Source organism: Mycobacterium sp. 2YAF39, assembly GCF_052114565.1.
In the GTDB taxonomy this organism is placed as follows: Bacteria; Actinomycetota; Actinomycetes; order Mycobacteriales; family Mycobacteriaceae; genus Mycobacterium.
On the sequence record NZ_JBFREZ010000005.1, the window covers coordinates 63,217 to 89,496 of the forward strand.

General features: G+C 66.4%; 22 protein-coding genes. 12 read left to right on the plus strand and 10 right to left on the minus strand.

Annotation, left to right across the window (positions count from 1 at the left end; translation table 11 throughout):
- The first annotated feature begins 82 nt into the window (after positions 1 to 82).
- Entirely contained in the window at positions 83 to 3,226 is a 3,144-nt protein-coding gene (ileS, locus tag AB4Z42_RS15670; protein ID WP_442010122.1) for an isoleucine--tRNA ligase, read from the plus strand.
- A gap of 16 nt (positions 3,227 to 3,242) precedes the next feature.
- On the opposite strand, the gene AB4Z42_RS15675 is transcribed toward ileS, so the two are convergent.
- Together AB4Z42_RS15675 and AB4Z42_RS15680 are read right to left on the minus strand one after the other, a co-directional pair.
- Positions 3,243 to 3,458 (minus strand): RNA-binding S4 domain-containing protein, encoded by a 216-nt coding sequence (locus tag AB4Z42_RS15675; RefSeq protein ID WP_442010123.1) that lies wholly within the window; start codon positions 3,456 to 3,458, stop codon positions 3,243 to 3,245.
- Positions 3,455 to 4,048 carry a ferritin-like domain-containing protein gene (locus AB4Z42_RS15680; protein ID WP_442010124.1) on the minus strand — a complete coding sequence of 198 codons (594 nt, stop codon included), beginning with the start codon at positions 4,046 to 4,048 and terminating at the stop codon, positions 3,455 to 3,457. Before AB4Z42_RS15680 ends, AB4Z42_RS15675 begins: the two co-directional genes overlap by 4 nt.
- Before the next feature lie 70 nt (positions 4,049 to 4,118).
- Here AB4Z42_RS15680 and AB4Z42_RS15685 point away from each other — a divergent pair, with 70 nt between their 5' ends.
- Positions 4,119 to 5,495 (plus strand): DNA polymerase IV, encoded by a 1,377-nt coding sequence (locus AB4Z42_RS15685; protein ID WP_442010125.1) that lies wholly within the window; start codon positions 4,119 to 4,121, stop codon positions 5,493 to 5,495.
- Here the strand turns inward: AB4Z42_RS15685 and AB4Z42_RS15690 are convergent.
- Positions 5,460 to 6,383, minus strand: coding sequence for an asparaginase (locus tag AB4Z42_RS15690; RefSeq protein ID WP_442010126.1), 924 nt, complete (start codon positions 6,381 to 6,383; stop codon positions 5,460 to 5,462). The two genes, AB4Z42_RS15685 and AB4Z42_RS15690, sit on opposite strands and share 36 nt — an antisense overlap.
- Positions 6,384 to 6,425: 42 nt before the next feature.
- On the opposite strand from AB4Z42_RS15690, the gene lspA reads away from it, so the two are divergent.
- The 6 genes from lspA to AB4Z42_RS15720 all read left to right on the plus strand — a co-directional run bounded on the left by lspA (position 6,426) and on the right by AB4Z42_RS15720 (position 13,468).
- Positions 6,426 to 6,998 carry a signal peptidase II gene (gene lspA, locus AB4Z42_RS15695; RefSeq protein WP_442010127.1) on the plus strand — a complete coding sequence of 191 codons (573 nt, stop codon included), beginning with the start codon at positions 6,426 to 6,428 and terminating at the stop codon, positions 6,996 to 6,998.
- A 14-nt stretch (positions 6,999 to 7,012) separates the two neighbouring features.
- Positions 7,013 to 7,924, plus strand: coding sequence for an RluA family pseudouridine synthase (locus AB4Z42_RS15700; RefSeq protein ID WP_442010128.1), 912 nt, complete (start codon positions 7,013 to 7,015; stop codon positions 7,922 to 7,924).
- Complete coding sequence (gene rarD, locus AB4Z42_RS15705) at positions 7,924 to 8,853, plus strand: EamA family transporter RarD (RefSeq protein ID WP_442010129.1); 930 nt, start codon at positions 7,924 to 7,926, stop codon at positions 8,851 to 8,853. Before AB4Z42_RS15700 ends, rarD begins: the two co-directional genes overlap by 1 nt.
- Positions 8,854 to 8,863: 10 nt before the next feature.
- Positions 8,864 to 9,046 (plus strand): hypothetical protein, encoded by a 183-nt coding sequence (locus AB4Z42_RS15710; RefSeq protein ID WP_442010130.1) that lies wholly within the window; start codon positions 8,864 to 8,866, stop codon positions 9,044 to 9,046.
- A gap of 73 nt (positions 9,047 to 9,119) precedes the next feature.
- Positions 9,120 to 12,662 carry a DNA polymerase III subunit alpha gene (gene dnaE, locus AB4Z42_RS15715; RefSeq protein ID WP_442010131.1) on the plus strand — a complete coding sequence of 1,181 codons (3,543 nt, stop codon included), beginning with the start codon at positions 9,120 to 9,122 and terminating at the stop codon, positions 12,660 to 12,662.
- On the plus strand, positions 12,662 to 13,468 hold the full coding sequence (locus tag AB4Z42_RS15720; RefSeq protein ID WP_442010132.1) for an isocitrate lyase/PEP mutase family protein: 807 nt from the start codon (positions 12,662 to 12,664) through the stop codon (positions 13,466 to 13,468). The genes dnaE and AB4Z42_RS15720 overlap by 1 nt, the downstream gene beginning before the upstream one ends.
- 9 nt (positions 13,469 to 13,477) lie before the next feature.
- On the opposite strand, the gene AB4Z42_RS15725 is transcribed toward AB4Z42_RS15720, so the two are convergent.
- Positions 13,478 to 14,311: a class I SAM-dependent methyltransferase gene (locus AB4Z42_RS15725; protein ID WP_442010133.1), complete on the minus strand. Its 834-nt coding sequence runs from the start codon at positions 14,309 to 14,311 to the stop codon at positions 13,478 to 13,480.
- Positions 14,312 to 14,346: 35 nt separating this feature from the next.
- Positions 14,347 to 14,964 (minus strand): hypothetical protein, encoded by a 618-nt coding sequence (locus tag AB4Z42_RS15730; protein ID WP_442010492.1) that lies wholly within the window; start codon positions 14,962 to 14,964, stop codon positions 14,347 to 14,349.
- Between the two features lie 152 nt (positions 14,965 to 15,116).
- On the opposite strand from AB4Z42_RS15730, the gene AB4Z42_RS15735 reads away from it, so the two are divergent.
- Together AB4Z42_RS15735 and AB4Z42_RS15740 are read left to right on the plus strand one after the other, a co-directional pair.
- Positions 15,117 to 15,518: an SRPBCC family protein gene (locus AB4Z42_RS15735; RefSeq protein WP_442010134.1), complete on the plus strand. Its 402-nt coding sequence runs from the start codon at positions 15,117 to 15,119 to the stop codon at positions 15,516 to 15,518.
- A gap of 138 nt (positions 15,519 to 15,656) precedes the next feature.
- Positions 15,657 to 15,902 (plus strand): hypothetical protein, encoded by a 246-nt coding sequence (locus tag AB4Z42_RS15740; protein WP_442010135.1) that lies wholly within the window; start codon positions 15,657 to 15,659, stop codon positions 15,900 to 15,902.
- A gap of 54 nt (positions 15,903 to 15,956) precedes the next feature.
- Here the strand turns inward: AB4Z42_RS15740 and AB4Z42_RS15745 are convergent, their stop codons facing one another.
- A complete protein-coding gene (locus AB4Z42_RS15745; protein ID WP_442010136.1) occupies positions 15,957 to 16,154 on the minus strand; it encodes a hypothetical protein in 198 nt (65 codons plus the stop codon).
- Between the two features lie 88 nt (positions 16,155 to 16,242).
- Between AB4Z42_RS15745 and AB4Z42_RS15750 the strand changes: the two genes are divergently transcribed.
- A complete protein-coding gene (locus AB4Z42_RS15750; RefSeq protein ID WP_442010137.1) occupies positions 16,243 to 16,680 on the plus strand; it encodes a nitroreductase family deazaflavin-dependent oxidoreductase in 438 nt (145 codons plus the stop codon).
- A gap of 45 nt (positions 16,681 to 16,725) precedes the next feature.
- Entirely contained in the window at positions 16,726 to 18,006 is a 1,281-nt protein-coding gene (ilvA, locus tag AB4Z42_RS15755; protein ID WP_442010138.1) for a threonine ammonia-lyase IlvA, read from the plus strand.
- Here the strand turns inward: ilvA and treZ are convergent.
- Genes treZ through AB4Z42_RS15775 form a run of 4 tightly spaced genes read right to left on the minus strand, consistent with a single transcriptional unit; the run spans position 17,994 to position 26,264 of the window.
- Positions 17,994 to 19,727: a malto-oligosyltrehalose trehalohydrolase gene (treZ, locus tag AB4Z42_RS15760; RefSeq protein ID WP_442010139.1), complete on the minus strand. Its 1,734-nt coding sequence runs from the start codon at positions 19,725 to 19,727 to the stop codon at positions 17,994 to 17,996. The genes ilvA and treZ overlap by 13 nt on opposite strands.
- On the minus strand, positions 19,720 to 21,933 hold the full coding sequence (gene treY, locus AB4Z42_RS15765; RefSeq protein ID WP_442010140.1) for a malto-oligosyltrehalose synthase: 2,214 nt from the start codon (positions 21,931 to 21,933) through the stop codon (positions 19,720 to 19,722). Before treY ends, treZ begins: the two co-directional genes overlap by 8 nt.
- A gap of 3 nt (positions 21,934 to 21,936) precedes the next feature.
- Positions 21,937 to 24,087, minus strand: coding sequence for a glycogen debranching protein GlgX (glgX, locus tag AB4Z42_RS15770; RefSeq protein WP_442010141.1), 2,151 nt, complete (start codon positions 24,085 to 24,087; stop codon positions 21,937 to 21,939).
- Positions 24,087 to 26,264 carry an acyltransferase family protein gene (locus tag AB4Z42_RS15775; protein ID WP_442010142.1) on the minus strand — a complete coding sequence of 726 codons (2,178 nt, stop codon included), beginning with the start codon at positions 26,262 to 26,264 and terminating at the stop codon, positions 24,087 to 24,089. The genes glgX and AB4Z42_RS15775 overlap by 1 nt, the downstream gene beginning before the upstream one ends.
- Positions 26,265 to 26,280 lie beyond the last annotated feature (16 nt).

Sequence of the window (26,280 nt, forward strand, 5' to 3'; positions counted from 1 at the left end):
GTCATGTGCGCAAGCGGGGTGGTACCGCGGCGCTCGCGCAACCGCGCGTCGTCGTCCCCGTGCCTTTGAACTTGGGCCTCCGATGCCGGAGGCCGCAATTGGGCACAGGAGACACGTGACCGCGTATCCGAAGCCGGCCGCAGGCGCGCCGAACTTCCCGGCGACCGAAGCCGGCGTCCTTGAGTACTGGGACTCCGATGACACGTTCCGCGCCAGCGTCGAGCAGCGCGACGGATCGCCGGAGTACGTGTTCTACGACGGTCCGCCGTTCGCCAACGGCCTCCCGCATTACGGCCACCTGCTGACCGGCTACGTCAAGGACATCGTGCCGCGCTACCGGACCATGCGCGGTTACAAGGTGGATCGCCGCTTCGGCTGGGACACCCACGGCCTGCCCGCCGAACTCGAGGTCCAGCGCCAGCTCGCGATCACCGACAAGGCGCAGATCGAAGAGATGGGCATCGAGAAGTTCAACGACGCCTGCCGCGCATCGGTGCTCAAGTACACCGGCGAATGGCAGGCCTATGTCACCCGGCAGGCGCGCTGGGTGGACTTCGAAAACGATTACAAGACACTGGACCCCGGCTTCATGGAGTCGGTGATCTGGGCGTTCAAGCAACTGTGGGACAAGGGCCTGGCGTATGAGGGCAATCGGGTGCTGCCGTACTGCTGGAACGACGAGACTCCGCTGTCCAGCCACGAGCTGCGCATGGACGACGACGTCTACCAGAGTCGTCAGGACCCGGCGATCACCGTCGGGTTCAAGGTCTCCGAGGGCGATCTGGCCGGCGCCCATCTGCTGATCTGGACGACGACGCCGTGGACGCTGCCGTCCAACCAGGCCGTCGCGGTCAACCCCGACGTGAGCTACGTGATGGTGGCCGCGCCGGACGGCAACCGGTATGTCCTGGCGGAGGCACGGCTGGCCTCCTACGCGCGCGAGCTCGGCGAAGATCCGCAGATCGTCGGCACCTACACGGGGCGCGACCTGCTCGGCGTGCGGTACCTGCCGCCCTTCCCGTACTTCTCCGACGCTGCGAACTCATTCCAGGTGCTGCCCGCCGACTTCGTGTCGACCGAGGACGGCACGGGCATCGTGCACATGTCACCGGCGTACGGCGAGGACGACATGGCGACCGCCTCGGCGGCAGACATCGTCGCCGTCACCCCGGTCGACACCAAGGGCCGCTTCGATACGACGGTGCCCGAATACGCGGGCCAGCACGTGTTCGACGCCAATCCGCAGATCATCCGCGACCTCAAGAATCAGGCCCGCTCCGCGGCCGCGAACGGGGCGGTGCTGCTGCGGCATGAAACCTACGAACACTCCTACCCGCACTGCTGGCGGTGCCGCAACCCGCTGATCTACCGAGCGGTGTCGTCCTGGTTCATCAAGGTCACCGAATTCCGTGACCGCATGGTCGAACTCAACCAGGAGATCACCTGGTATCCCGAGCACGTCAAGGACGGCCAGTTCGGGAAGTGGCTGCAAGGTGCCCGCGACTGGTCGATCTCTCGAAACCGGTACTGGGGCAGCCCGATTCCGGTGTGGAAGTCCGACGATCCGGCCTATCCGCGCATCGACGTGTACGGCAGCCTCGACGAGCTCGAGCGTGACTTCGGCGTGCGCCCGACCGATCTGCACCGCCCATACATCGACGAGCTGACCCGGCCCAACCCCGACGATCCCACCGGCCGCTCGACGATGCGCCGCATCGAGGACGTGTTCGACGTGTGGTTCGACTCCGGGTCTATGCCGTATGCCCAGGTGCACTACCCGTTCGAGAACGAGGACTGGTTCGACACCCATTTCCCCGGCGATTTCATCGTCGAATACATCGGCCAGACCCGCGGCTGGTTCTACACGATGCATGTGCTCGCCACGGCACTGTTCGACCGGCCCGCCTTCAAAACCTGTGTGGCGCACGGCATCGTGCTGGGCAACGACGGCCAGAAGATGAGCAAGTCGCTGCGGAACTACCCCGACGTGAACGAGGTGTTCGACCGCGACGGCTCCGACGCGATGCGCTGGTTCCTGATGGCGTCGCCGATCCTGCGCGGCGGCAACCTCATCGTCACCGAACAGGGCATCCGCGAAGGTGTGCGCCAGGTGCTGCTGCCGTTGTGGAACGCCTACACATTCCTGGCGCTCTACGCGCCGAAGAAGGGGACGTGGCGGACCGATTCGGGCAACGTTCTGGACCGGTACATCCTGGCCAAGCTCGCCGAACTGCGCGACGACCTCACCGCGTCACTGGATGTCTGCGACATCTCCGGAGCCTGCGACGAGTTGCGTCAGTTCACCGATGCGCTGACCAATTGGTATGTGAGACGGTCACGTTCGCGGTTCTGGGAAGAGGACCCCGACGCCATCGACACACTGCACACCGTGCTGGAGGTGACGGCCAGGCTGGCCGCGCCGCTGCTGCCACTGATCACCGAAGTGATCTGGCGTGGAGTGACGGGGGAGCGCTCGGTGCATCTGACCGACTGGCCGGCCGCCGACGTGCTACCCAAGGATCCGCAGTTGGTCGCCGATATGGACCTGGTCCGCGTGGTCGCGTCGGTCGGCTCGTCCCTGCGCAAGGCCAAGAAGCTGCGGGTAAGGCTTCCGCTGCCGAAACTCACTGTCGCCGTAGATAATCCGCAGCGCCTTGAGGCATACCGGGACCTCATCGCCGACGAACTCAACGTCAAGGAGGTCGTCCTCACCGAGGACATCGCCGCCTACGGCCGGTTCGATCTGACCGTCAACGCCAAGGTGGCGGGACCGCGCCTCGGCAAGGACGTTCAAGCCGCGATCAAGGCCGTGAAGGCTGGCGAGGCGGTCGTCAACGACGATGGGACGCTGACCGCCGGACCCGCTGTGCTGCAGCCCGATGAGTACAACTCCCGGCTGGTTGCCGCCGACCCCGAGTACACCGCCGCGCTGCCCGACGGCGCGGGGCTGGTGGTGCTCGACGGCACCCTCACCGAAGAGCTGGAGGCCGAGGGCTGGGCCAAGGACCGCATCCGCGAACTGCAGGAGCTGCGCAAGTCGACGGGGCTGGACGTTTCGGATCGCATCTCCGTGGTGATGTCGGTGCCGCCTTCGCACCAGGAGTGGGCGCGTATCCACAGCGAGCTCATCGCACGCGAAATCCTGGCCACCAGTTTCGAATTCGGTGAACCCGCCGACGGCAGCGAGATCGGCGACGGTGTGCAGGTGAGGATCGCGAAGGTCTGAGCGCGGGGCGGCTGAATCAGCTCACCCGTGCGCGACGGCCGCCGAACTCCACGGTGTCACCCGAGCGGAGCTGTCGGCCCCTACGGCGCTCGACTGTGTCGTTGACGGTGACCAGCCCGTCGGCGATGACCGCCTTGGCGTCTGCTCCGCTGTCGATCAGCCCCGAGAGTTTCAGGAATTGGCCCAGGCGGATCGTCTCGTCGCGGATCGGCACATCGTCTGAGCCGGTCATGCTGGTGTCCACGACGCGAACTTCCGGCGCAACAGCACCGCCGCCGACAGTTTCGCGAAATCGGCCAGCACGTCGCGGATGAATCGGGTGCGTCGATATCCGATCGCGTCGAGAAGCCCACGATGATCGATGGCGACCACCACGGTCGCGCCCATCGCCACGCCCCACCACAGGACCAGGGCGAGGATCCGCGACGCCGCCGGCGAATCGGCGAAACCGGCGTGCAGGCGGTCCCGCTGAAACTGCACATGCGCGCGCTCGTCGTCGACGATGCGCGCGGCGACCGCGCGTGTCACCGGGTCGAGTCCAGACGCCGACAATCCGCCGTAGTAGGACAGCGCGACGACCTCGGCGACGGTCAGCACCATCAACTCGGTGCGCAGGCCGAGCACCCGGCGAAAGCGCACGAACACCGAGTCCGACCAATGCTTGCTCATCGGAGTGCCGCCGAGGTGACCGAGCAGGCGCAGCAGCAGTGCCGCGTGTTGCTGCTCTTCGGCGACGAAATGACCGATCGCGTCGGCGTCGAAGTCGATCGCCGCGTCGAACTCGGCGTGTACCGCCGCGTTCGCCTCGAAGTGCTCGACCATTGGCCGAAACCACTTAGTTGACCGACGGGTTGCGCCACGGAGTCAGGCTAGCGAAATAGCATCGGCGGGTGTGGAAGGTCGATGGGTGCTGCACCTCGACATGGACGCGTTCTTCGCGTCGGTCGAGCAGCTGACCCGGCCCACCCTTCGCGGCCGTCCGGTGCTGGTCGGCGGGCTGGGTGGCCGCGGTGTGGTGGCAGGCGCCAGCTACGAGTCCCGGGTGTTCGGCGCCCGCTCCGCGATGCCCATGCACCAGGCCAGGCGAATGGTGGGGGCGGCCGCCGTCGTTCTGCCGCCGCGCGGCGTCGTCTACGGCGTCGCGAGCCGCCGGGTCTTCGAAACCGTTCGCGGCTTCGTGCCCGTGCTCGAACAACTCTCGTTCGACGAGGCGTTCGGTGAGCCTGCCGAACTCGCAGGCGCCCCGGCCGACGACGTCGAAGCGTTCTGCCGCATGTTGAAGGCCAGGGTCCTCGACGAAACGGGACTGGTCGCCTCCGTCGGCGCCGGATCGGGCAAACAGGTCGCCAAGATCGCCTCCGATCTGGCCAAACCCGACGGTGTTCGGGTGGTGTCCGCCAGCGAAGAGCGCACGCTGCTCGACGCGTTGCCCGTGCGGCGGTTGTGGGGCATCGGGCCCGTCGCCGGGGAGAAGCTGCACCGGCTCGGTATCGACACCATCGGCGCGTTCGCGGCGCTGAGCGACGCCGAAGCCGCGGACATCCTCGGCGGCGCCGTCGGCGCGGCGTTGCACCGGCTGGCCCGTGGCATCGACGAGCGGCCCGTTGCCGAGAATTCACCCGCCAAGCAGATCAGCGCCGAGTCCACGTTCCCCGAAGACCTGACCACCCTGGACCAGCTGCGTGAAGCGGCGTCACGCATCGGCGAGCACGCTCACACCCGGCTGCAGAAGGACGGCCGGGGTGCACGCACCATCACCGTCAAGTTGAAGAAGTCCGATATGAGCATCCTGACCCGGTCGGCGACCCTGCCGTACGCCATCACGGATGCTCCCACCCTGATCGCCACCGCGCGGCGGCTGCTGCTCGACCCGATCGAAGTAGGGCCGATCCGGCTTGTCGGCGTTGGCTTTTCGGGTCTCTCCGAGGTTCAGCAGGAATCGTTGTTCCCCGACCTCGAGTTGGTCGCCGAGGAGGTGTCCAACACCAGCCTGCCCCCGACGGTCACCGAGGCCGCCGCCACTCCGCCGGCCTGGCGCATCGGTGACGACGTCGTTCACACCACGCACGGGCACGGGTGGATCCAGGGTGCGGGCCACGGTGTGATGACGGTGCGGTTCGAAACGCGCGGCACCGGACCCGGGCCGGTGCACACGCTGCCCGAGCGTGATCCCGACGTCGTCAGGGCCAATCCGGTCGACAGCCTGGACTGGCCCGAATACGTCGAAGAGTTGTCAGCCCCAGCGCGCGAAGACGTCCGCGACGGGTGAGCCGGTCGCCAGCGCGGCCATGAGAAGGACCCGTGCCTGCGGTGGGCGCAGCCGAGGCACCACCACGGCGCCGGCGTCCGCAAGCTCGCGACCGGGGCCGTATCCGGGACTGACTCGCCCACCGGGCACCCGCGTCGAGACCGCGACAACGACACCGTCGCGACAGTGCCGCCGCACGCCGTCGATCACCGCGGCGCCCGCGTTGCCCGATCCCAGTGCCTCCAGGACCAGACCCCGTGCGCCCGCGGCCACGCAGGCGTCCATCGCCACCGCGTCGCTGCCGGCATACACCGCAATGGTGTCGACCCGCGGCGCGTCCGCCGCCGACCCCGCGGCCAGGTGCGGGCGAGTCTTCGTCCCGTGCACGGTGAACCGCCCATCCGACACGGACCCGATCGCGGATCCGGTGAACGCCTGCAGATCCGCCGTGGCGACCTTGTGCAGGCCGAGGGGTTGCCACACCGTGCCCGCGAAACCGACGAGCACGCCCAGGTCCTGCGCTTGCGGGCTCGCGGCGACCGTCAGCGCATCGCGCAGATTGCCTGGGCCGTCGGCATCGGGTGCGTCGGCGCTGCGCTGAGCGCCGGTGAGCACGACGGGTACCCGCCCGTCATAGGTCAGCTCGAGCCACAGCGCGGTTTCCTCCATGGTGTCGGTGCCGTGAGTGATCACCACGCCGTCGGCGTCGGTCACCGCGCGCACGGCTGAGCCGATGCGGTCCCAGTCGGCAGGCGTGAGCATGGAGCTGTCCATTGCCAGCAGGTCGACCACCTGCACGTCGAGCCCCGAGGTCAGGTCGGCTCCGCTGCGGGTCGGGCGCTTCACGCCGCGATCGTCGGCACTGGTGGCAATGGTGCCACCGGTGGTGACGACGACGAGGCGAGCCATGGGTGGAATTCTCGCCCATTCCGGCCCTGGAATGATGGGGGAGTGAATGATCAACCCTCGGCGTCCGATGAGCCGGTGACAGGCACCGAGGCGCCGCCGGCCGAGGAGCATCTCGCGCCGAGGCGACGACTGCGCATGCTGCTGATCGTCGCGGGCATCGTGCTGGTCGCTGACATCGTCAGCAAGGTGCTGGCCGTCAGGTGGCTGACCCCGGGTCAGCCGGTGTCGATCATCGGGGACACGGTGACCTGGACCCTGGTGCGCAATTCGGGTGCGGCCTTCTCGATGGCCACCGGCTACACCTGGGTGTTGACGTTGGTCGCGACCGCGGTGGTCATCGGCATCATCTGGATGGGACGCCGACTTGTCTCGCCCTGGTGGGCGCTCGGCCTCGGTATGATCCTCGGCGGGGCGATGGGCAACCTCGTCGACCGGTTCTTCCGTTCGCCCGGCCCGCTGCGCGGCCATGTCGTCGACTTCTTCTCGGTCGGATGGTGGCCCGTGTTCAACGTCGCCGACCCTTCGGTGGTCGGTGGGGCGATCCTGCTTGTCGCGCTGTCGGTCTTCGGCTTCGACTTCGACACGGTCGGCCGCCGGCGGGGCGATCCGTCATAGTGACCACCCGCTCGATGCCGGTCCCCGAGGGGCTGGCGGGGATGCGCGTCGACGCGGGCCTGGCGCGGCTGCTCGGCCTGTCACGCACGGCCGCCGCCGCGCTGGCCGAGGACGGCGGCGTCGACGTGGACGGCGCGCCGGTGGGCAAGTCCGACAAGCTGACGGCGGGCGCATGGCTGGAAGTACGTCTGCCGGAAGCTCCTGCGCCCGTGGAGAATACGCCCGTCGAGATCGAAGGTATGTCGATTCTCTACTCGGACGCCGACATCGTGGCAGTCGACAAGCCGCCCGGCGTCGCGGCGCACGCCACGGTCGGCTGGAACGGACCGACGGTGCTCGGTGGTTTGGCCGCGGCCGGTTTCCGCATCAGTACGTCGGGGGTCCACGAGCGCCAGGGGATCGTGCAACGTCTGGATGTGGGCACGTCGGGCGTCATGGTGGTGGCGCTCTCGGAACGCGCGTACACGGTGCTCAAACGCGCGTTCAAACAGCGCACCGTCGAGAAGCGCTACCACGCCGTCGTGCAGGGCCACCCCGATCCGTCCAGCGGGACCATCGACGCGCCGATCGGGCGTCATCGCGGACACGACTGGAAGTTCGCGGTCGCCGAGGGCGGCAGGCACAGCGTCACCCACTACGACACGCTCGAGGCACATCGGGCCGCGAGCCTGCTCGACATCCACCTGGAAACCGGCCGCACCCATCAGATCCGCGTACATTTCGCGGCCCTGCACCATCCCTGCGCCGGGGACCTTACGTACGGCGCAGACCCCACCCTGGCGAAAAGGCTTGGCCTGGAACGTCAATGGTTGCACGCCCGGTCCCTGGCCTTCGCCCATCCTGCCGACGGGCGGCGCGTCGAGATCACCAGCCCGTATCCCTCGGACCTTCAGCACGCGCTCGAGGTGCTGCGGCAGCACGAATAGTGAGAAGAAGCGGGCTGTTCTACGGCATCGCCGCCTATGCGATGTGGGGCGTGTTCCCCGCATTCTTTCCGCTGCTGAAACCCGCGAGTGCGCTCGAGGTGCTGTCCCACCGGATCGTGTGGACGTGCGTCCTGATGGTCGTCGTCATCGCGGCGGCGCGCCGACTTCGCGACATCCGCGCGATCACACCCCGGCTGTGGCTGCTGCTGGTGTGCGCATCGGCGCTCATCTCCATCAACTGGGGTATCTACATCTACGCCGTCAACAACGGCCATGTCGTCGACGCCGCGCTCGGGTATTTCATCAATCCACTGGTCACTGTCGCGCTGGGGCTGTTGATCTTTCGCGAGCGCCTCAACCGCGCCCAGTGGGGTGCACTTGCCATCGCCGTGGCCGCCGTGGTCGTGTTCACGGTGGAGGTCGGCGCACCACCGGTCATCGGGCTCGGGCTGGCCTTGTCGTTCGGTCTCTACGGTGCGGTGAAGAAGGTGGTGCCGACCGATCCGCGGGTCAGCGTCGGTGTAGAAGCTGCAGTCGCCGCGCCCTTCGCCGTCGCGTACATCGTCGTGCTCGAGGGCGGCGGGCCGGGAACGTTCACCGACTTCGGCCCGCTGCACATCGCGCTACTCATACTTTCGGGCATCGTGACGGCGCTGCCGCTGCTGATGTTCGCCGCGGCCGCGCAGCGCCTGCCGCTGGTGACGATGGGCCTGATGTTCTATCTGACGCCGGCGATGCAACTGACCTGGGGCGTTTTCGTCGGACATGAACCCATGCCGCCCGCTCGTTGGCTGGGCTTCGCGCTCATCTGGCTCGCGCTGCTGGTGTTCAGCGCCGACGCCCTGTGCCGAGCGCGGGCCAATTCGGCAGCCGGTCGAGCCGACAAACGTAGGGAAACACCCGATTCCTCGGTGCCGCCCGCGCCCTAGCGTTACTTCCATGAACGGCTTCTGGTTCGCGGCGACCATCGCGGCCCTCGTGGTGGCCGGTGTTGTGGCCCAACTCGGTCTGCAGTTGCCGGAGAAAGCGGAGGTCAAGCGGGCGTTGGGGCTGGGCCGGCTGCGGTCCGAGCACCGGTCGGCGCGCGGGTCCACGCCCGCCGTGGTCGCAGATCCGCGATAACCGACATCGCGGTAAAGACACGCACCGCGACACGCCGAGATCTGTCGGGGCGCGGTCATAGACTGGCCACCCTATGAGCGGTTCCTCCTCGCAGTCCTTCGTGCACCTGCATAACCACACCGAATATTCGATGCTGGATGGCGCCGCGAAGGTGAAGCCGATGCTGGCCGAGGCGCAGCGGCTCGAGATGTCCGCGATCGGCATGACCGATCACGGAAACATGTTCGGCGCCAGCGAGTTCTACAACGGTGCGACCGAAGCGGGTATCAAGCCGATCATCGGCGTTGAGGCGTACATCGCCCCCGGATCCAGGTTCGACACCAAGCGCATTCTCTGGGGTGACCCTTCGCAGAAGTCCGACGATGTCTCGGGCAGCGGGTCCTACACCCACATGACGATGGTCGCCGAGAACGCGACCGGTCTTCGCAACCTGTTCAAGTTGTCGTCGATGGCCTCGTTCGAGGGCCAGCTCGGCAAGTGGTCGCGCATGGACGCCGAACTGATCGCGGAGAACTCCGAGGGCATCATCGCCACCACCGGCTGCCCGTCGGGCGAGGTGCAGACGCGCCTCCGTCTCGGCCACGAGCGCGAGGCTTTGGAAGCCGCCGCCAAGTGGCGCGAGATTTTCGGTCCGGAGAACTTCTTTCTCGAGTTGATGGACCACGGGCTCGACATCGAACGACGGGTCCGCGAAGGACTGCTCGAGCTCGGCCAGAAGCTGGGTATCCCGCCGCTGGCCACCAACGACTGCCACTACGTCACCCGCGACAACGCCCGTAACCATGAGGCGCTGCTGTGCGTGCAGACCGGCAAGACGCTGTCGGACCCCAACCGGTTCAAGTTCGACGGCGACGGCTACTACCTCAAATCGGCCGCCGAGATGCGCTCGCTGTGGGACGGCGAGATACCAGGCGCGTGCGACTCCACTCTGCTGATCGCCGAACGGGTGCAGAGCTACGCGGATGTCTGGACGCCGAAAGACCGGATGCCGACCTTCCCGGTGCCCGACGGGCACGATCAGGCCAGCTGGCTCAAACACGAGGTCGACGCCGGCCTGCAGCGGCGTTTCCCCGGTGCGACGGTGCCGTCTGATTACGTCGACCGGGCCGAATTCGAGATCAAGGTCATTTGCGAGAAGGGCTACCCGTCCTACTTCCTCATCGTCGCCGACCTGATCAACTACGCCCGCTCGGTGGACATCCGGGTGGGTCCCGGCCGCGGTTCGGCGGCCGGGTCGCTCGTCGCGTACGCGATGGGCATCACCAACATCGACCCCATCACCTACGGTCTGCTGTTCGAGCGCTTCCTGAATCCCGAGCGTGAGTCGATGCCCGATATCGATATCGACTTCGACGACCGTCGCCGCGGTGAGATGCTGCGCTACGCCGCCAACAAGTGGGGCAGCGACCGGGTAGCCCAGGTCATCACATTCGGCACGATTAAAACCAAAGCGGCGCTTAAGGATTCGGCCCGCGTCAATTACGGCCAGCCGGGCTTCGCGATTGCCGACCGGATCACCAAGGCGCTGCCGCCGCCGATCATGGCCAAGGACATCCCGCTGTCGGGTATCACCGATCCGAATCACGAGCGGTACAAGGAAGCCGCCGAGGTTCGCGGGCTGATCGACACCGACCCCGATGTGCGCACCATCTATGAGACGGCGCGCGGCCTCGAGGGCCTGGTCCGCAACGCAGGCGTGCACGCCTGCGCGGTCATCATGAGCAGCGAGCCGCTGGTCGACGCGATTCCGTTGTGGAAACGGCCGCAGGACGGCGCCATCATCACCGGCTGGGACTACCCGTCTTGTGAGGCCATCGGCCTGTTGAAGATGGACTTCCTGGGTCTGCGCAACCTGACGATCATCGGCGACGCGATCGAGAACATCAGGGCCAACCGCGGTATCGACCTGGACCTCGACAAGGTGCCGCTCGACGATCCGCTCACCTACGAGCTGCTCGGTCGCGGTGACACGCTCGGGGTGTTCCAGCTCGACGGCGGCCCGATGCGCGATCTGCTGCGCCGCATGCAGCCGACCGGATTCGAGGACGTCGTCGCCGTGATCGCGCTGTACCGGCCCGGCCCGATGGGCATGAACGCCCACAACGACTACGCCGACCGCAAGAACAACCGGCAGGCCATCAAACCGATCCACCCGGAGCTGGCCGAACCGCTCTCCGAGATCCTCGCCGAGACCTACGGCCTGATCGTCTACCAAGAGCAGATCATGCGCATCGCGCAGAAGGTGGCCTCCTACTCGCTTGCGCGAGCAGACATTCTGCGAAAAGCCATGGGCAAGAAGAAGCGTGAGGTCCTGGAGAAGGAGTTCGAGGGCTTCTCCGAAGGGATGAAGTCCAACGGATTCTCGGCAGCCGCCGTCAAGGCGCTGTGGGACACGGTGCTGCCTTTCGCCGACTACGCCTTCAACAAATCACACGCCGCAGGCTATGGACTGGTGTCCTACTGGACCGCCTACCTCAAGGCCAATTACCCGGCCGAGTACATGGCGGGGCTGCTGACGTCCGTCGGCGACGACAAAGACAAGGCGGCCGTCTACCTGGCCGACTGCCGAAGGCTCGGCATCACGGTGCTGCCGCCGGACGTCAACGAGTCGAGCCTCAACTTCGCCTCGGTCGGCGAGGACATCCGCTACGGTCTCGGCGCGGTACGCAACGTCGGCGCGAATGTCGTTGCCGCACTGATCGGTTCGCGTACCGACAAGGGCAAGTACGTCGACTTCTCCGACTACCTCAACAAGATCGATATCGGCGCCTGCAACAAGAAGGTCACCGAATCGCTGATCAAGGCGGGTGCGTTCGACTCGCTCGGGCATCCGCGCAAGGGCCTGTTCCTCATCCACACCGACGCGGTCGATTCGGTGCTCGGCACCAAGAAGGCCGAGGCGATGGGGCAGTTCGATCTGTTCGGCGGTGCGGATACGGCCACGGATGCGGTGTTCACCATCAAGGTGCCCGAGGATGAGTGGGAGGACAAGCACAAGCTGGCGCTGGAGCGCGAGATGCTGGGCCTCTATGTGTCGGGACATCCGCTCAACGGCATCGCCCATCTGCTGGCGGCGCAGGTCGACACGTCGATTCCCGCCATCCTCGACGGCGACGTCCCCAACGACACCCAGGTGCGGATCGGCGGCATCCTCGCATCGGTCAACCGCCGCGTGAACAAGAATGGGTTGCCTTGGGCCTCAGCGCAAGTGGAGGATCTCACCGGCGGCATCGAGGTGTTGTTCTTCCCGCAGACGTACTCGACATTCGGCGCCGAGATCGCAGACGACGCGGTGGTCCTGGTCGGCGCCAAGGTCGCCATCCGTGACGACCGGATCTCGCTGATCGCCAACGAGCTTGTCGTGCCGGACTTTTCGAGCGCACAGGCCAACCGTCCGGTGGCCGTCACCCTTCCGACGCGCCAGTGCACGGTCGACAAGGTCACCGCGCTCAAGCAGGTGCTGGCCCGTCATCCCGGAACCGCTCAGGTGCACCTGCGGCTGATCAGCGGCGAGCGCATCACCACACTCGAACTGGATGCCTCATTGCGGGTAACGGCGTCATCCGCCTTGATGGGCGATCTGAAGGCGCTGCTCGGCCCCGGCTGCCTGGGTTGATGTCGTTTCGCAAAATGCACGAGGCCGGTTGCTTCGTCATTCCGAACCCGTGGGACCGTGGGACGGCGATCGCATTGGCGGCCATGGGGTTTCCGGCGCTGGCCACCACAAGCGCGGGCGCGTGCTTCGCGCAGGGGCTGCCTGACACGCCCACCGCCCTGGGTGTCGACGGGGCACTGCGCAACATCGCGGAGATCGTCGGTGCGGTCGAGCTGCCGGTGAACGCCGATTTTCAGGCGGGCTACGCCCATGATCTGGACGGACTCGCGGCGAACGTCAGGCGTTGCGTGGCGACCGGTGTCGCCGGCTTGTCCATCGAGGACGCGCGGGGTGGTGCGCAGGAACCCCTGTATCCGTTGCCGGAGGCGGTCGAGCGCATCCGCGTGGCGCACGCCGCAATCGACGGTGCCGACGTGCTCCTGACCGCGAGAGCCGAATGCTTCCTGTACGACCACCCCGATCCGCTGCGGGAGGCGATAACGCGGTTGCAGGCCTTCGCCGAAGCGGGCGCGGAAGTGCTCTATGCGCCGGGTGTGCGGACGCCACAGGACATCGCCGCGCTCGTCGACGCGCTGCGGCCGTCACCGGTCAACGTGTTGATGTCGTCGGACACGGGGCTCACGGTCAACGATCTGGCGGAGCTCGGGGTGCGGCGGATCAGCGTCGGATCCGCGTTGACGCGCGTCGCGTGGGGCGCGTTTCTGTCGGCTGCCCGCACAATCGCGCTGGACGGTTCGTTCGCAGGGCTGGCCGATGGTGCGAGCTTCGCCGAACTCAACGGCATGTTCGAGACGCGCCGACGTTAGGCGGTCAGCCTAGAACCCGTAGCGCAGGATTCGCGCCTTGCGGGCACCGGATTTCGTCCTGCCCATCAGCCTCGTCGAAACCCGGATCCAGGCCGGGAAGAGATCGACCTCGGGCTCATGTGTCAGGCTGGCCTCCTCCAGCAGAGTCATCCGCGGATTCCACGTCTGTGGATGGTGCGCATCCTTGAAACCGGTGTAGCCCCACTGGCTTCCGACGTCTTTGAACATCTTCTGTGGGTAGAGCTTGACCGCCAGTTGACTTAGCCAGCCGATGTGGCCGTAGTCGTTGAACGCCAGTTCTCCGGAGGCGAAGTGGTCGGTGATGCGGCGGAAGATCGCGGCGATCTGCGATTCGGACAGGAATGCGAACAATCCGTCGGCAATCAGCACGGTCGGACGGTCGGCAGGGATGGCGTCGGGCCAGTGCCCGTCGGTCAGCGATACCGGCACGGAGTGCGAATGCGCATTCGAGGGCAGCACCTGGTCGCGAAGCGCGGTGATCCCGGGCAGGTCGACGCTGTACCAGTCGACCGACGGTGGGGGATCTACGCGATAGAAGCCGCTGTCGAGCCCTGCACCGAGATCGACGACAACCGCGTCGGGATGGTCGGCGGTGAATGCGCGCACCCGATCGTCGAGCATCTTGGCGCGTAGCGCCGTTTGGCAGGCCACGCTCGTCTGCACACCCAGCGCCGTGAAGTCGTAGTCGATCTTGCCGACGACCTCGTATGCGAGATGGTCGCCCAGAATCGGCTGCGGCCATCGGCTGTCGAGCGCACGGGCGTACTCGGTGAGAAAGGCGGTCTGCTCAATCGGTGACAGTTCGGCGGTCACAATTCCCATGAATGCGACCGTACTCCATTTGTTGGACTGAACGTTCAGCCCAAAACGTTCACCGCCCTTGCGATTACGAGTGCGAGCGTGGTGAACGAGATCATCGCCTGCACGGTCATCATCGCCTTCGCCCGATGGGTCATCGGCATGGTATCGGTCGGCGAGAACGCCACGACGTTGGTGATGCTCACGTACAGGTAGTCGAGGAACTCCGGGCGCCAGTCCGGCGGCGCCAGTTCACGTTCCGTCATCTGAGGGAACATGAAATCGGGGTAGGGCTTACTGCCTTCGCGCCGGGCGAACGGGCCACCGCGGTCCAACTCCCAGTACCAGATCCCGAAGACGATGACGGTGGTGACATAGATCGCGCCGCCACTGCCGAGCAGGACCGCGGGTTTGTTGCTCACCTCGCCGGACAGGATGCGGATGTCGAGGACCACCGCGGACAGCATGTTGTCCACGGTGATCGCGGCCAGCAGCACATAGCTGGCCCACTTGCCGAACGTCGTCTCCCGCGAGAGACGCAGCGGATTCAGGCCCACCAGCACCACGACGAGCAGGATCTCCATGGCGATCAGCGGCCACCGGGGCACCACCGTGTAGCTCTTGGGGATCGCGAGCTGCAGGGCGATCGCCACGATCAGCGCCGACAACATGGGCATCCGGTTCTCCGGGTCACCCGGGCGCAGCCATGAGGGTATGCGGGTTTCGGCGCCCGTGGACAGGCGCTCGGCGCGGCGGACGAACTCCTCGACCGGATTCGGGCGTTCAGGTGTGGTGTCCATCGGGCAAGTGTGTGCGCCACGATGGAGGTATGGAATCGCGACACGTCAGTATTTGGATCGACGTTGCACCCGAGGTGGTCTACGAATTCGCCGCGGACCCGCAGACCTGGCCGCGGTGGGCGGCCGGACTGGCGGAGGGCGGGCTGCGCCAGGAGGCTGCCGGCTGGGTTGCCGATTCACCGATGGGCACCGTCACCGTCGAGTTCTCGCCGCCGAATGCGTTCGGCGTGCTGGATCACGTCGTGCGGATGCCGTCCGGTGAAGAGGTGTACAACCCGCTTCGGGTGGTCCCCGGCGCGGTGGGCGCGGCGGAGTGCGAGGTGGTGTTCACCGTTCGGCAGCGTCCCGGGATGACCGACGAAGAGTTCGCCGCCGACGCCGCCGCGGTCGCCGCGGATCTGGCCACGCTCGCGCGACTGGTGGTCTCCTAGCCGGTTCCCCCGATCGGGGGACACGCGAATTCCCCCGGGTCGACGGCCGATCAGCGGACAGACGGTAGCGCCTGGCCACGGCATTCTTTAGTCATTGCCGGAACACCGGCCAAGAGGAACTCAAAGAGGAGAACTCAAATGACGAACACCACGATCACCCGCCGGATGGCCCGCTACATCGCCCTGCCGCTCATGTCGGCCGGCATCATCGGCGGAGCCGCCCTCGGTATGGCAGGCATGGCCAACGCCACGCCGACCGCGCCGAATGGTCCGGGCTACTCCTACGCACCGGCGGTCAAGGCCCCTTCCGCGGCAGCGGGACACACCCATCACCACAGCGGTGTCACCCACATCGCGGGGATGGTTCCCGGCTACCAGCGCTGAGCCCAGACGAGTCAGGCCCTCCCGATCACGGGAGGGCCTGATTTGCGTGCAGGCTCAGTCAGTCGATTGGAAGAAGATGCCCAGGCCCAGCCAGACGACGGTCCCGGCGGCAGCGGCGGCCAGTACGGAGGCCCCCGCGCTCGTCGTCGCGAACGCGACGATGACCAGCACAATCGCTGCCACGGCGAGTGCCAGCACCTTGTATACGGGCCACGGCACTCCGGCGATGCTGACTTGGTCGCGCACGGTCATGTTTTGACGATAGCTCGTAAGCAAGTTTTCGGGCAACCGAAACGCCGGATAAGGTCTATCACTTTTCTAGTCGGTCTAAGCTGTTGACATGCCACTTTCCGGAGAATACGAAGCCAGTCCGTGGGACTGGGTGCGCGACCACGCCGACAAGATCATGGAATCGGGCAGCACCGAGGGCGTCGAGATGAAAGACAAACCCCTCATCCTGCTGACCACCATCGGCGCCAAGACCGGCAAGATCAGAAAGACTCCGCTGATGCGGGTCGAACACGACGGGCAGTACGCCATCGTCGCGTCCCTCGGCGGCGCGCCCAAGCACCCGGTTTGGTACCACAACGTCGTCGCTCATCCCCAGGTCGAGCTGCAGGACGGCCCGGTCACCAAGGACTACGAGGCGAGAGAGGTCTTCGACGACGAGAAGGCCGTCTGGTGGGAGCGCGCGGTAAAGGCCTGGCCCGATTACGCGGAGTATCAGACCAAGACCGACCGCCAGATCCCGGTGTTCGTGCTGACCCCGATCAACTGACGGGTCCATTTAAGAGAATGGCCCGGTTGGTGGCACCATTGACCGGTGTCCGCTGAACTGAGCAATCCTCGGAGAACGTCGCCGCTGTGCGCGGCCGACATCGATGAGGCTGCTCGCCGAATTTCCGGCGTGGTCCAGCGCAGCCCGCTGCAATTCAGCGAGCGACTGTCAGAGGCCACCGGCGCGAACGTCTACCTCAAGCGCGAGGACCTGCAGGCCGTGCGGTCCTACAAGCTGCGGGGCGCCCACAACCTGCTGATGCAACTGTCGGCCGAGGAGATCGCCGCGGGCGTGGTGTGTTCGTCGGCGGGCAACCACGCGCAGGGTTTCGCGATGGCCTGCCGGTCGATGGGTATCCACGGCCGCGTCTACGTGCCGGGTAAGACACCCAAGCAGAAGCGCGACCGGATCAGCTATCACGGTCGCGAGTTCATCGAGCTGATCGTGGGCGGTCGCACGTACGACGAAGCTGCAGCGGCCGCGCTCGAGGACGTCGCGCGCACGGGGGCGACCCTCGTTCCGCCATACGACGACCTGCGCACGATCGCGGGGCAGGGCACGATCGCCGCTGAGATCCTCGACCAGCTCGACGGCGAGCCTGACCTGGTCATCGTTCCGGTCGGCGGTGGCGGCTGCATCGCCGGTATCACCACATATCTGGCGGAGCGCACCAACAACGCCTCGGTGCTGGGTGTCGAGCCGGCCGGTGCGGCGGCGATGATCGCCGCGCTGGCCGCGGGGCAGCCCGTGACGCTGGAGGATGTCGACCAGTTCGTGGACGGCGCGGCGGTGAACCGTGCAGGCAACCTGACCTACGCCGCGCTCGCCGCGGCGGGGGACATGGTGTCGATCACCACCACCGACCCGGGCGCGGTGTGCACCGCGATGCTCGACCTGTACCAGAACGAGGGCATCATCGCCGAGCCCGCGGGCGCCCTCTCGGTGGCCGCGCTGCTGGAAGCGCGGCTGGAACCCGGATCGACTGTGGTGTGCGTGATCTCGGGCGGCAACAACGACGTGTCCCGCTACGGCGAGGTGCTCGAACGCTCGCTGGTACACCTCGGGCTCAAGCACTACTTCCTGGTGGACTTCCCGCAGGAGCCCGGTGCGTTGCGGCGGTTCCTCGACACAGTGCTCGGCCCCAATGACGACATCACGCTGTTCGAGTACGTCAAGCGCAACAACCGCGAAACCGGTGAGGCCCTGGTGGGCGTGGAACTCGGTGCGGCAACCGACTTCGACCCTCTGCTCGAACGCATGCGGGCATCCGACATCCATGTCGAGGCGCTGGAACCAGGTTCGCCTGCGTATCGCTATCTGCTCTGAGAGCGGCGAAGGATCGCAAAGGTTCGGCCGGGCAACGTCGTCGCTTCCGTGCCGACGACCGGGTCGTCCCATGCCAGGACCACGTCGCCGGTGACGGGAATCTCGACGGCATCGGTCCCGAGGTTGGCCGCGATCGACAGCGCGCCGCGCTCCATTACGATCCACTGCCGTTCTTCGTCGAAATCGACGCGCATATCGTCCAGCCACGGGTCGGCGAGATCGGGTTCGGTGTGCCGCAACGAGATCAGCCGCCGATAGAGATCTCTCAGCCTGCCGTGGTCGCCCACGTCGATCTCCTGCCAGTCCAGCTTGGAGCGTTCGTACGTGGCGGGATCCTGCGGGTCGGGGATCTCGTCGGCATCCCATCCGTGCTCGGCGAATTCGCGTTTGCGGCCCTCAGCGGTGGCTCGGGCCAGATCGGGCTCGGGATGTGAGGTGAAGAACTGGAACGGAGAGGACGAGCCCCATTCCTCACCCATGAAAAGCATTGCGGTGTAGGGCGATCCGATCGCAAGTGCGGCCTTGACCGCCAACTGGCCGAAGGTGAGGTTCTGCGAAGGGCGATCTCCGCACGCCCGATTGCCCACCTGGTCGTGGGTCAGCGTGTAGGCCAGCAGCCGGGTTGCGGGGATCGTCGCGGTGTCCAACGGGCGCCCATGCCTGCGGTGCCGGAACGACGAATACGTGCCCGCATGGAAGTAACCGTGTTTCAGCGTCTGTGCCAGCGCCTCCAATGTCCCGAAATCCGAGTAGTAGCCCTGGCGCTCACCCGACACCGCGGCGTGAATCGCGTGGTGGATGTCGTCGTCCCACTGCGCGGTCATCCCCAGGCCGCCGCGATCGCGCGGGGTGATCAGCCGCGGATCGTTGAGGTCGCTCTCCGCGATCAGTGACAGCGGGCGGCCCAACTGCTCGGCCAGTGCGTCTGTTTCGGCCGTGAGTTCCTCGAGAATGTGGATCGCGGTCGTGTCGACGAGCGCGTGGACCGCGTCCAGGCGCAGGCCGTCGGCGTGGAAGTCACGCATCCACCGCAGCGCACACTCGAGGATGTAGCGCCGCACCTCGTCGGCATCGGGCCCGGAGATGTTGATCGACTCGCCCCACGGATTGCTTCCCGACGAGAGGTACGGGCCGAACCGCGGCAGATAGTTGCCCGAGGGGCCGAGGTGGTTGAACACCGCGTCGATCAGCACCCCGAGGCCGCGCCGGTGGCAGGCGTCGACGAATCGCACCAGCGCATCCGGACCGCCGTACGGTTCGTGCACCGCGTACCACAACACGCCGTCGTAGCCCCAGCCGTGGGTTCCGCCAAAGGCGTTCACGGGCATAACTTCGACGAAGTCGACGCCGAGATCGACCAGATAGTCGAGCTTGTCGATCGCCGAATCGAATGTCGCACCGGGGGTGAACGTCCCGATGTGCAGCTCGTAGATCACCCGGCCCTCGATCGACCGGCCCGCCCAGTCGCCGTCCGTCCACGCATCGGGATCCGGCCGCCACAGGGCGGAACGCTCGTGCACACCGTCGGGCTGACGCGCCGACCGCGGATCCGGCAGCACCGTCGGGTCGTCGTCGAGGACGAACCCGTAACGCGCACCGGGTGCGGCGTCGATGTCGGCACGCCACCAGCCGTCGTCAGCGGGGGTCATATCGTGCAATGTGCCGTCCACGTCGACCCGGACGCGATCGGGGATGGGCGCCCACACGGCGAAATCAGACATCGGTGCGCTCCAGCAGCGCCACCGGCAGGTCCGCGAATATCTCGGCGGCAAGGGTCCGGCCGCTGAACTGCCCGCCGGTGATGCGGTCGGTCCATCGTCCCTCCGGGAGCACCAATGCGGTGTCGCCCCAGCCGGTTTCCGAAAGGAGGACCGTATGCCGGCTCACGGCGGTCAGCACGTCGTCGCCGCGGAGAAACGCCACCAGATGGTCGGCCGCCGGACCGTCGCCCAGTACCGGCGTGTAGCCACCGTCGGTGAAGGTGGCGGCGCGTTCACGCCTCAGGTGCAGCGCGGCGGCCACGACCCGAATCTTCGGATGGCGCAACGCCTCGACCGCTTTCGCGCGGGTTGCGTAGTCCACCGGGCGCCGATTGTCGGGGTCGACCAGGCTGTCCTCCCACAGTTCGGTGCCCTGATACACGTCCGGTACGCCGGGGGCGGTGAGTGCGATCAGCTTCTGGCCGAGCGAGTCGCTACGCGCATGAAGGTCCAGCCGTGCGACGAGCGATGTCATCTCCGCGCCGACGTGGCCGTCGAGCACGGTGTCGATCCAGTGGTGCACCCCCGACTCGAACTCTTCGTCCGGGTCGTTCCACGTCGTGTGTGAGCCGGCCTCGCGAATGGCTTTCTCGGCATAGGCGTGCAGGCGCTCGCGTAATGGGTCACCGATCGATCCGTCGGCCGGCCACACCCCGAACATGTTCTGCAGGAGGAAGAGTCCCGTCGCCGCGTCGGGGGGTGGGGCGGCCAGCACCCATTTCGCGACGAGCTCGGCCCACAGCGACGGCACCTGCGACAGGATGCCGATCCGGGCCCGCACATCCTCGCCGCGTTTGGTGTCGTGGGTCGTCAGGGCGATCATTGCGTCCGGCCATTCACTGGCCCGCACCGCGGCACGCTGATGGAACTCGGCGACGGTGACGCCGAAGCGCCGCGGCTCGCCGCCGACCTCGTTGAGCGACACCAATCGGGCGTCGCGGTAGAACAGACAGTCCTCCATGGACTTCGCCGTCGCCGCGCCGCACAGCTGCTGCAGTCGCACGTTGGTCTCGGTGCTGACCGCCAGCGCCGACGCGACGATCGCGAAAGCCCTTGCGAGATCGGGTCGTTCGGCACCGGCGTCGGCGAATGCGACAGGCAGGATCGCCGAGAGCGCCTGGTAGTCGGACCGATAGACCTCGATATGGCTGATCAGCGTCGCCACGGCATCCGGAACGTCGGCGTGCTCAACGCCGGTGGCCGCCGTGATCGTCCGGCACAGCCGGGCGAGTTCGCTCTTGAGGGTGTCGGTGACGGCTTCGGCCTTGAGCCGACGGGCGAGTTCGGGCATGCCGCTGTATGGCGGGCCCACCGAGTCGAACAGGTCGGTTAGTGGACCTGCGCCCGCAGGGTCGATGAACACGCCGCCGATCTCGCGCAGTGCGTCATAACCCGTGGTGCCTGCCACCGGCAGCGTGGGTTCCAGCGCCTCGTCGACGGCGAGGATCTTCTCGACGACAATCCAGGCCTGCGGTCCGACGAGTTCGCGCAGCCACGCGAGATAGCCTGCGGGGTCCGATAATCCGTCCGGGTGGTCGATACGGATCCCGTCGACGAGACCCTCGTCGAACCAGCGTTTGACCTCCGCGTGCGTCGCATCGAAGACGGCACGATCCTCCTGCCGCAACCCCGCCAGAGAGGTGATGGAGAAGAACCGCCGGTAGCCGCAGATGCCGTTGCGCCAGCCGATGGCCCGGTAGTTGGTGCTGTCGGCGGGATAGCCAGGGGGTGCGTCGTCGCCGTCGGCGCCAAGGACCGGCAGCACGATCCGGCCTTGCGGATCAAGATCCCAGTCGATATCAAAAAACGAGGAATACGACGACTCGCGGCCGTGCGTCAGCACATCCAGCCACCACTTGTTCTGCTGTGGATCGTCCACGCCGACGTGGTTGGGCACAATGTCGACAATGAGGCCGATGTTTCTTTTGCGTGCCGCCGATGACAACCGCGCCAGACCTTCGGCGCCACCGAGTTCGGCCGAGACGGTCAGGGGATCGGTGACGTCGTAGCCGTGCGTCGACCCACGCGCCGCGGTCAGGATCGGGGACAGGTACAGGTGTGAGACACCGAGCGTGTCGAGATAGTCGAGCAGGTTCTCTGCGTCGGCGAATGTGAAGGCGTCACCGCGCATCTGGAGCCGGTACGTCGAAAGCGGGCGAGTTGGCATGCGCTAGGCGGTCTTACGAAGCACCAGCAGTGACCGCGGTGCAAGCGTGAGCTTCTCGCCCGCGGCGACGACGACGTCGGTGTCGCCCTTGGGGTGGGCGGTGTCGATGTCCGCGGTCCATTCGGCGGCATAGCCGAGGTCGGGCGCGACGAACTCCACGGGCTTGCTGTGCGCGTTGAAGCAGAGCAGGAACGAGTCGTCGACCACGCGCTCACCCCGTTCGTTGGGCGCCGTGATCGCCTCACCGTTGAGGAATACCGCAACGCACTTGTCCAGGCCAGAACCCCAGTCCTGCGGCGTCATCTCGCTGCCTGCCGGGGTCAGCCACGCGATGTCGCGGAACTGGTCACCGCTGCGGATCGGCGTGCCCTCGAAGAAGCGCCTGCGCCGGAACACCGGGTGCCGCTTGCGCAACTTGCTCACCTTGCGGGTGAAGGCGAGCTGGTCGGCGTTCTTGTCGCACAGTGACCAGTCCATCCACGAGATGTCGGAGTCCTGGCAGTAGACGTTGTTGTTGCCCCGCTGCGTGCGTCCGATCTCGTCGCCGTGGGAGATCATCGGGGTGCCCTGCGACAGCATCAACGTGCCCATGATGTTGCGCATCTGCCGACCTCGCAGTGCCAGGATCTCGGGGTCGTCGGTGGGGCCTTCGATACCGCAGTTCCACGACCGGTTGTGGCTCTCGCCGTCGCGGTTGTCTTCGCCGTTGGCCTCGTTGTGTTTCTGGTTGTACGACACCAGGTCCGCGAGCGGGAAACCGTCGTGGCAGGTGACGAAGTTGATGCTCGCACCGGGACGCCGACCCGTCGCCTCGTAGAGGTCCGACGAACCGGTCAGCCGCGAGGCGAATTCACCGAGTGTTGCGGGCTCGCCCCGCCAGTAATCGCGCACAGTGTCGCGATACTTCCCATTCCATTCGGTCCACAAACCTGGGAAGTTGCCGACCTGATAGCCGCCCTCGCCGACGTCCCACGGTTCGGCGATCAGCTTGACCTGACTGATCACCGGATCCTGCTGGACGAGATCGAAGAATGCGCTCAGCCTGTCGACTTCATAGAACTCCCGGGCGAGCGCCGCGGCAAGGTCGAACCGGAATCCGTCGACGTGCATCTCGAGGACCCAGTACCGCAGCGAGTCCATGATCAGCTGCAGCGTGTGCGGATGCCGCGGATTCAGGCTGTTGCCGGTGCCGGTGAAGTCGCGGTACAACCGCTTGTCGTCGTCCATCAACCGGTAGTACGCCGCGTTGTCGATGCCGCGCATGTTGATCGTCGGCCCGAGGTGGTTGCCTTCGGCGGTGTGGTTGTAGACGACGTCGAGGATGACCTCGATACCGGCCTCGTGGAACGTCCGCACCATCGCCTTGAACTCCGCGACGGCCGCGCCTGCGTGCTTGTTGGCCGCGTATTGGTAGTGGGGGGCCAGGAAGCCGAATGTGTTGTAGCCCCAGTAGTTCCGGAGTCCGAGGTCGATCAGCCGGTGGTCGTGCATGAACTGGTGCACCGGCATGAGTTCGATCGCGGTGACGTTCAGCGACTTGAGGTGGTCGATGATCACCGGATGTGAGAGCCCCGCGTAGGTCCCGCGCATCTCCTCGGGAATGCCCGGATGGGTCTGCGTCATGCCCTTTACGTGCGCCTCGTAGATGACGGTCTGGTGGTACGGCGTGCGGGGCGCGCGATCGGATGCCCAGTCGAAGTACGGATTGATCACGACGCTGGTCATGGTGTGGCCAAGGGAATCGACCATCGGCGGCGTCCCACCGCTCGCCAGGTCGTCGGCCTTCAGGTCGTAGGAGTACAAGGCCTGGCTGAAGTCGAATTCGCCATGGAAGGACTTCCCGTAGGGGTCGAGCAGCAGCTTGCTGGGATCGCAGCGGTGCCCGGCGGCCGGTTCCCACGGCCCGTGGACCCGGAATCCGTAACGCTGCCCCGGTGTGACGGTGGGCAGATAGCAGTGCCAGACGTAGCCGTCGACCTCGTCGAGGTTGATGCGCTCCTCGCTGCCGTCCTTGCCGATCAGGCACAGCTCCACCTGGTCGGCGACCTCGGAGAACAACGAGAAGTTCGTTCCTGCGCCGTCATAGGTGGCCCCGAGGGGATAGCTCGTTCCCGGCCAGACGGTGTGTACCGACGCCGGCGCGTCGGATGCCATCAGTTGTCCCACCAACCGGTGGCAATCGCGATCTGACGTCCGAGTTCGGCGGTCATCGTGCGCATGTAGGTGGTCGAGATGTGGTGGGCATCGTGATACAGCAACACATTTCCCTCCACCGCACGGCAGATGTCTTTGCGGCACACCGCGTCGCTCATGTCCAACGGCTTGAGCAACGGGAACCGCGTGACGAAATCGAGTGTGGGGTTATAGGGCGACAGTACGTCGGATCGCTTGACTCCGCAGGAGATGGCATTGCCGCCCTCGGCCAGGCAGTCGGCGGGGAAGTACGGCTGACCGTTGCGCACCAGCCACGGGGTATCGCGCATCGCCAGGATCGGAATGTTGTTGTCGGACAACGCTTGCCAGATACCGACGTAGTTGCCCGGCATCACGTCGCCGGGCTTGATGTTCCACGGCCGTGTTGCGGTGGTGAAGACGTAGTCGGGGTGGTCGGCGATGAGCTTGTCCATCACCCGCTCGTTCCACTCGTGACACTTCGGGTAGGGGCGGTTGTCGCCCATGACCAGCGGGACTTCCTCGGTGGTCAGCGGGCAGCCCATCTTCAGATAGGTGACCACCTTGAAGTGGTGCATCCGGCCGAGGAGATCCAGGGCGGTGATCCAATGCTCGGCATGCGACCCGCCGGCGAGCGCGATGGTGCGGGTGGCGGATTCGTCGCCGTAGGTGCAGTTGATGACGCCGACGTTGTCGAAGTCACTGATGCACCCGTCCTCGGTGGTGCGGGGCAGGTCATTTCTGGCCTCGAGCACCGTCGGGCGCATCGGCAGCTTCGGCACCTTGGCCTTGTTGAGAAGTGCATGGGCACCGGGGTAATCGCGCGACGAAAGGCCGGTCAGCTCTTTGCCATTCGACCGTTCGATCGTCACGTGTTCGCGCCATGTGAACGACGTCGCCGTCAACGCCACCGCCAGCAGCATGACCACCGAGCCGAGCACCATCGTCGGCCTGCGCAACCGGGCCCGCAGCGGGATGGACGGGGTAGATGCGGCGCCCGCGCGATAGCGCAGCGGGTTCTCGACGTAGCGCGTGGTGAGCCAGGCCAGCACACCGGACACCGCCAAGACGGCGGCGCCTTCGACGAAGTTGACGCGCGGGAATCCCGTGTAGGACAGGTAGAAGATCAGCAGCGGCCAGTGCCACAGGTACAGCGAGTACGCCATGGCGCCCAACTCCACGAACGGCGCAGTGGCCAGCAGACGATTGGGCGCGGGCATGCGGCCGTTGGTGTGCGGATCGGCCATCCGGTTCGCGGCGGACAGGATGAACAGCATCGTGGCGCCGACGGGCACCAGCGCCCACGGCCCGGGGAACTCGTGGACCCCGTCGATCAGCGCACCGCACGCCAGGATCGCGGCCAGCCCGACGACCGCGGCCACCGTCCGCAGCCACATCGGCCAGCGCAGACGCGTTACCAGTGCGCCGACCAGAGCACCCAGGAGCAGCTCCCATGCCCGCGCGAAGCTGTTGTAGTACGCCGTGGCCTGATCGGCGTTGTGGGCGAAGATCGCGTAGACGAACGACGCGATGGTCAATGCGCTCAGCAGCACGATGAAGGCGATCCGCATGTGGCGGCCGAAGATTCGGCGGAAGAGCAGGGCGGCCCCGAAGATCAGCGCAAGGAATCCGATGTAGAACTGGCCCTGCACCGACATCGACCAGATGTGCTGGAGCGGGCTGACGGCCTCGCCGGCGCGCAGGTAGTCCGATGCGGTGCTGGCCAGCTCCCAGTTCTGGTAGTAACCCAGGCTCGCCAGACTCTGGTCGGCGAATGTCTCCCAACGGGTCTCGGGCTGGATGAGGATCGTCAGCACCGCGCCGGCCGCGAGCACGATCACCAGTGCGGGCAGCAGCCGCCGAACCAGGCGGGTGACCTCCGGCACGGGCCACAGCGATGCACCCGGCGTCATCGCAGTGCGCAGTATGCGACCGCCGAAGAAGAACCCCGACAGCGCGAGGAAGACGTCCACACCGCCGGAGACGCGGCCGAACCACACGTGGAACACCGCGACGAGCAGGATCGCGACGCCGCGCAGGCCGTCGAGGTCATGCCGGTAGTGATCCGATGCGCGCGCTCCCTGGGAAGCACGCACATCGCGCGACGGCGGTCCCGGTTTGGTAGCCGGTGCCGGCCGGGGAGGGGCGATGGTCATCATGGTCGACGGATAATCT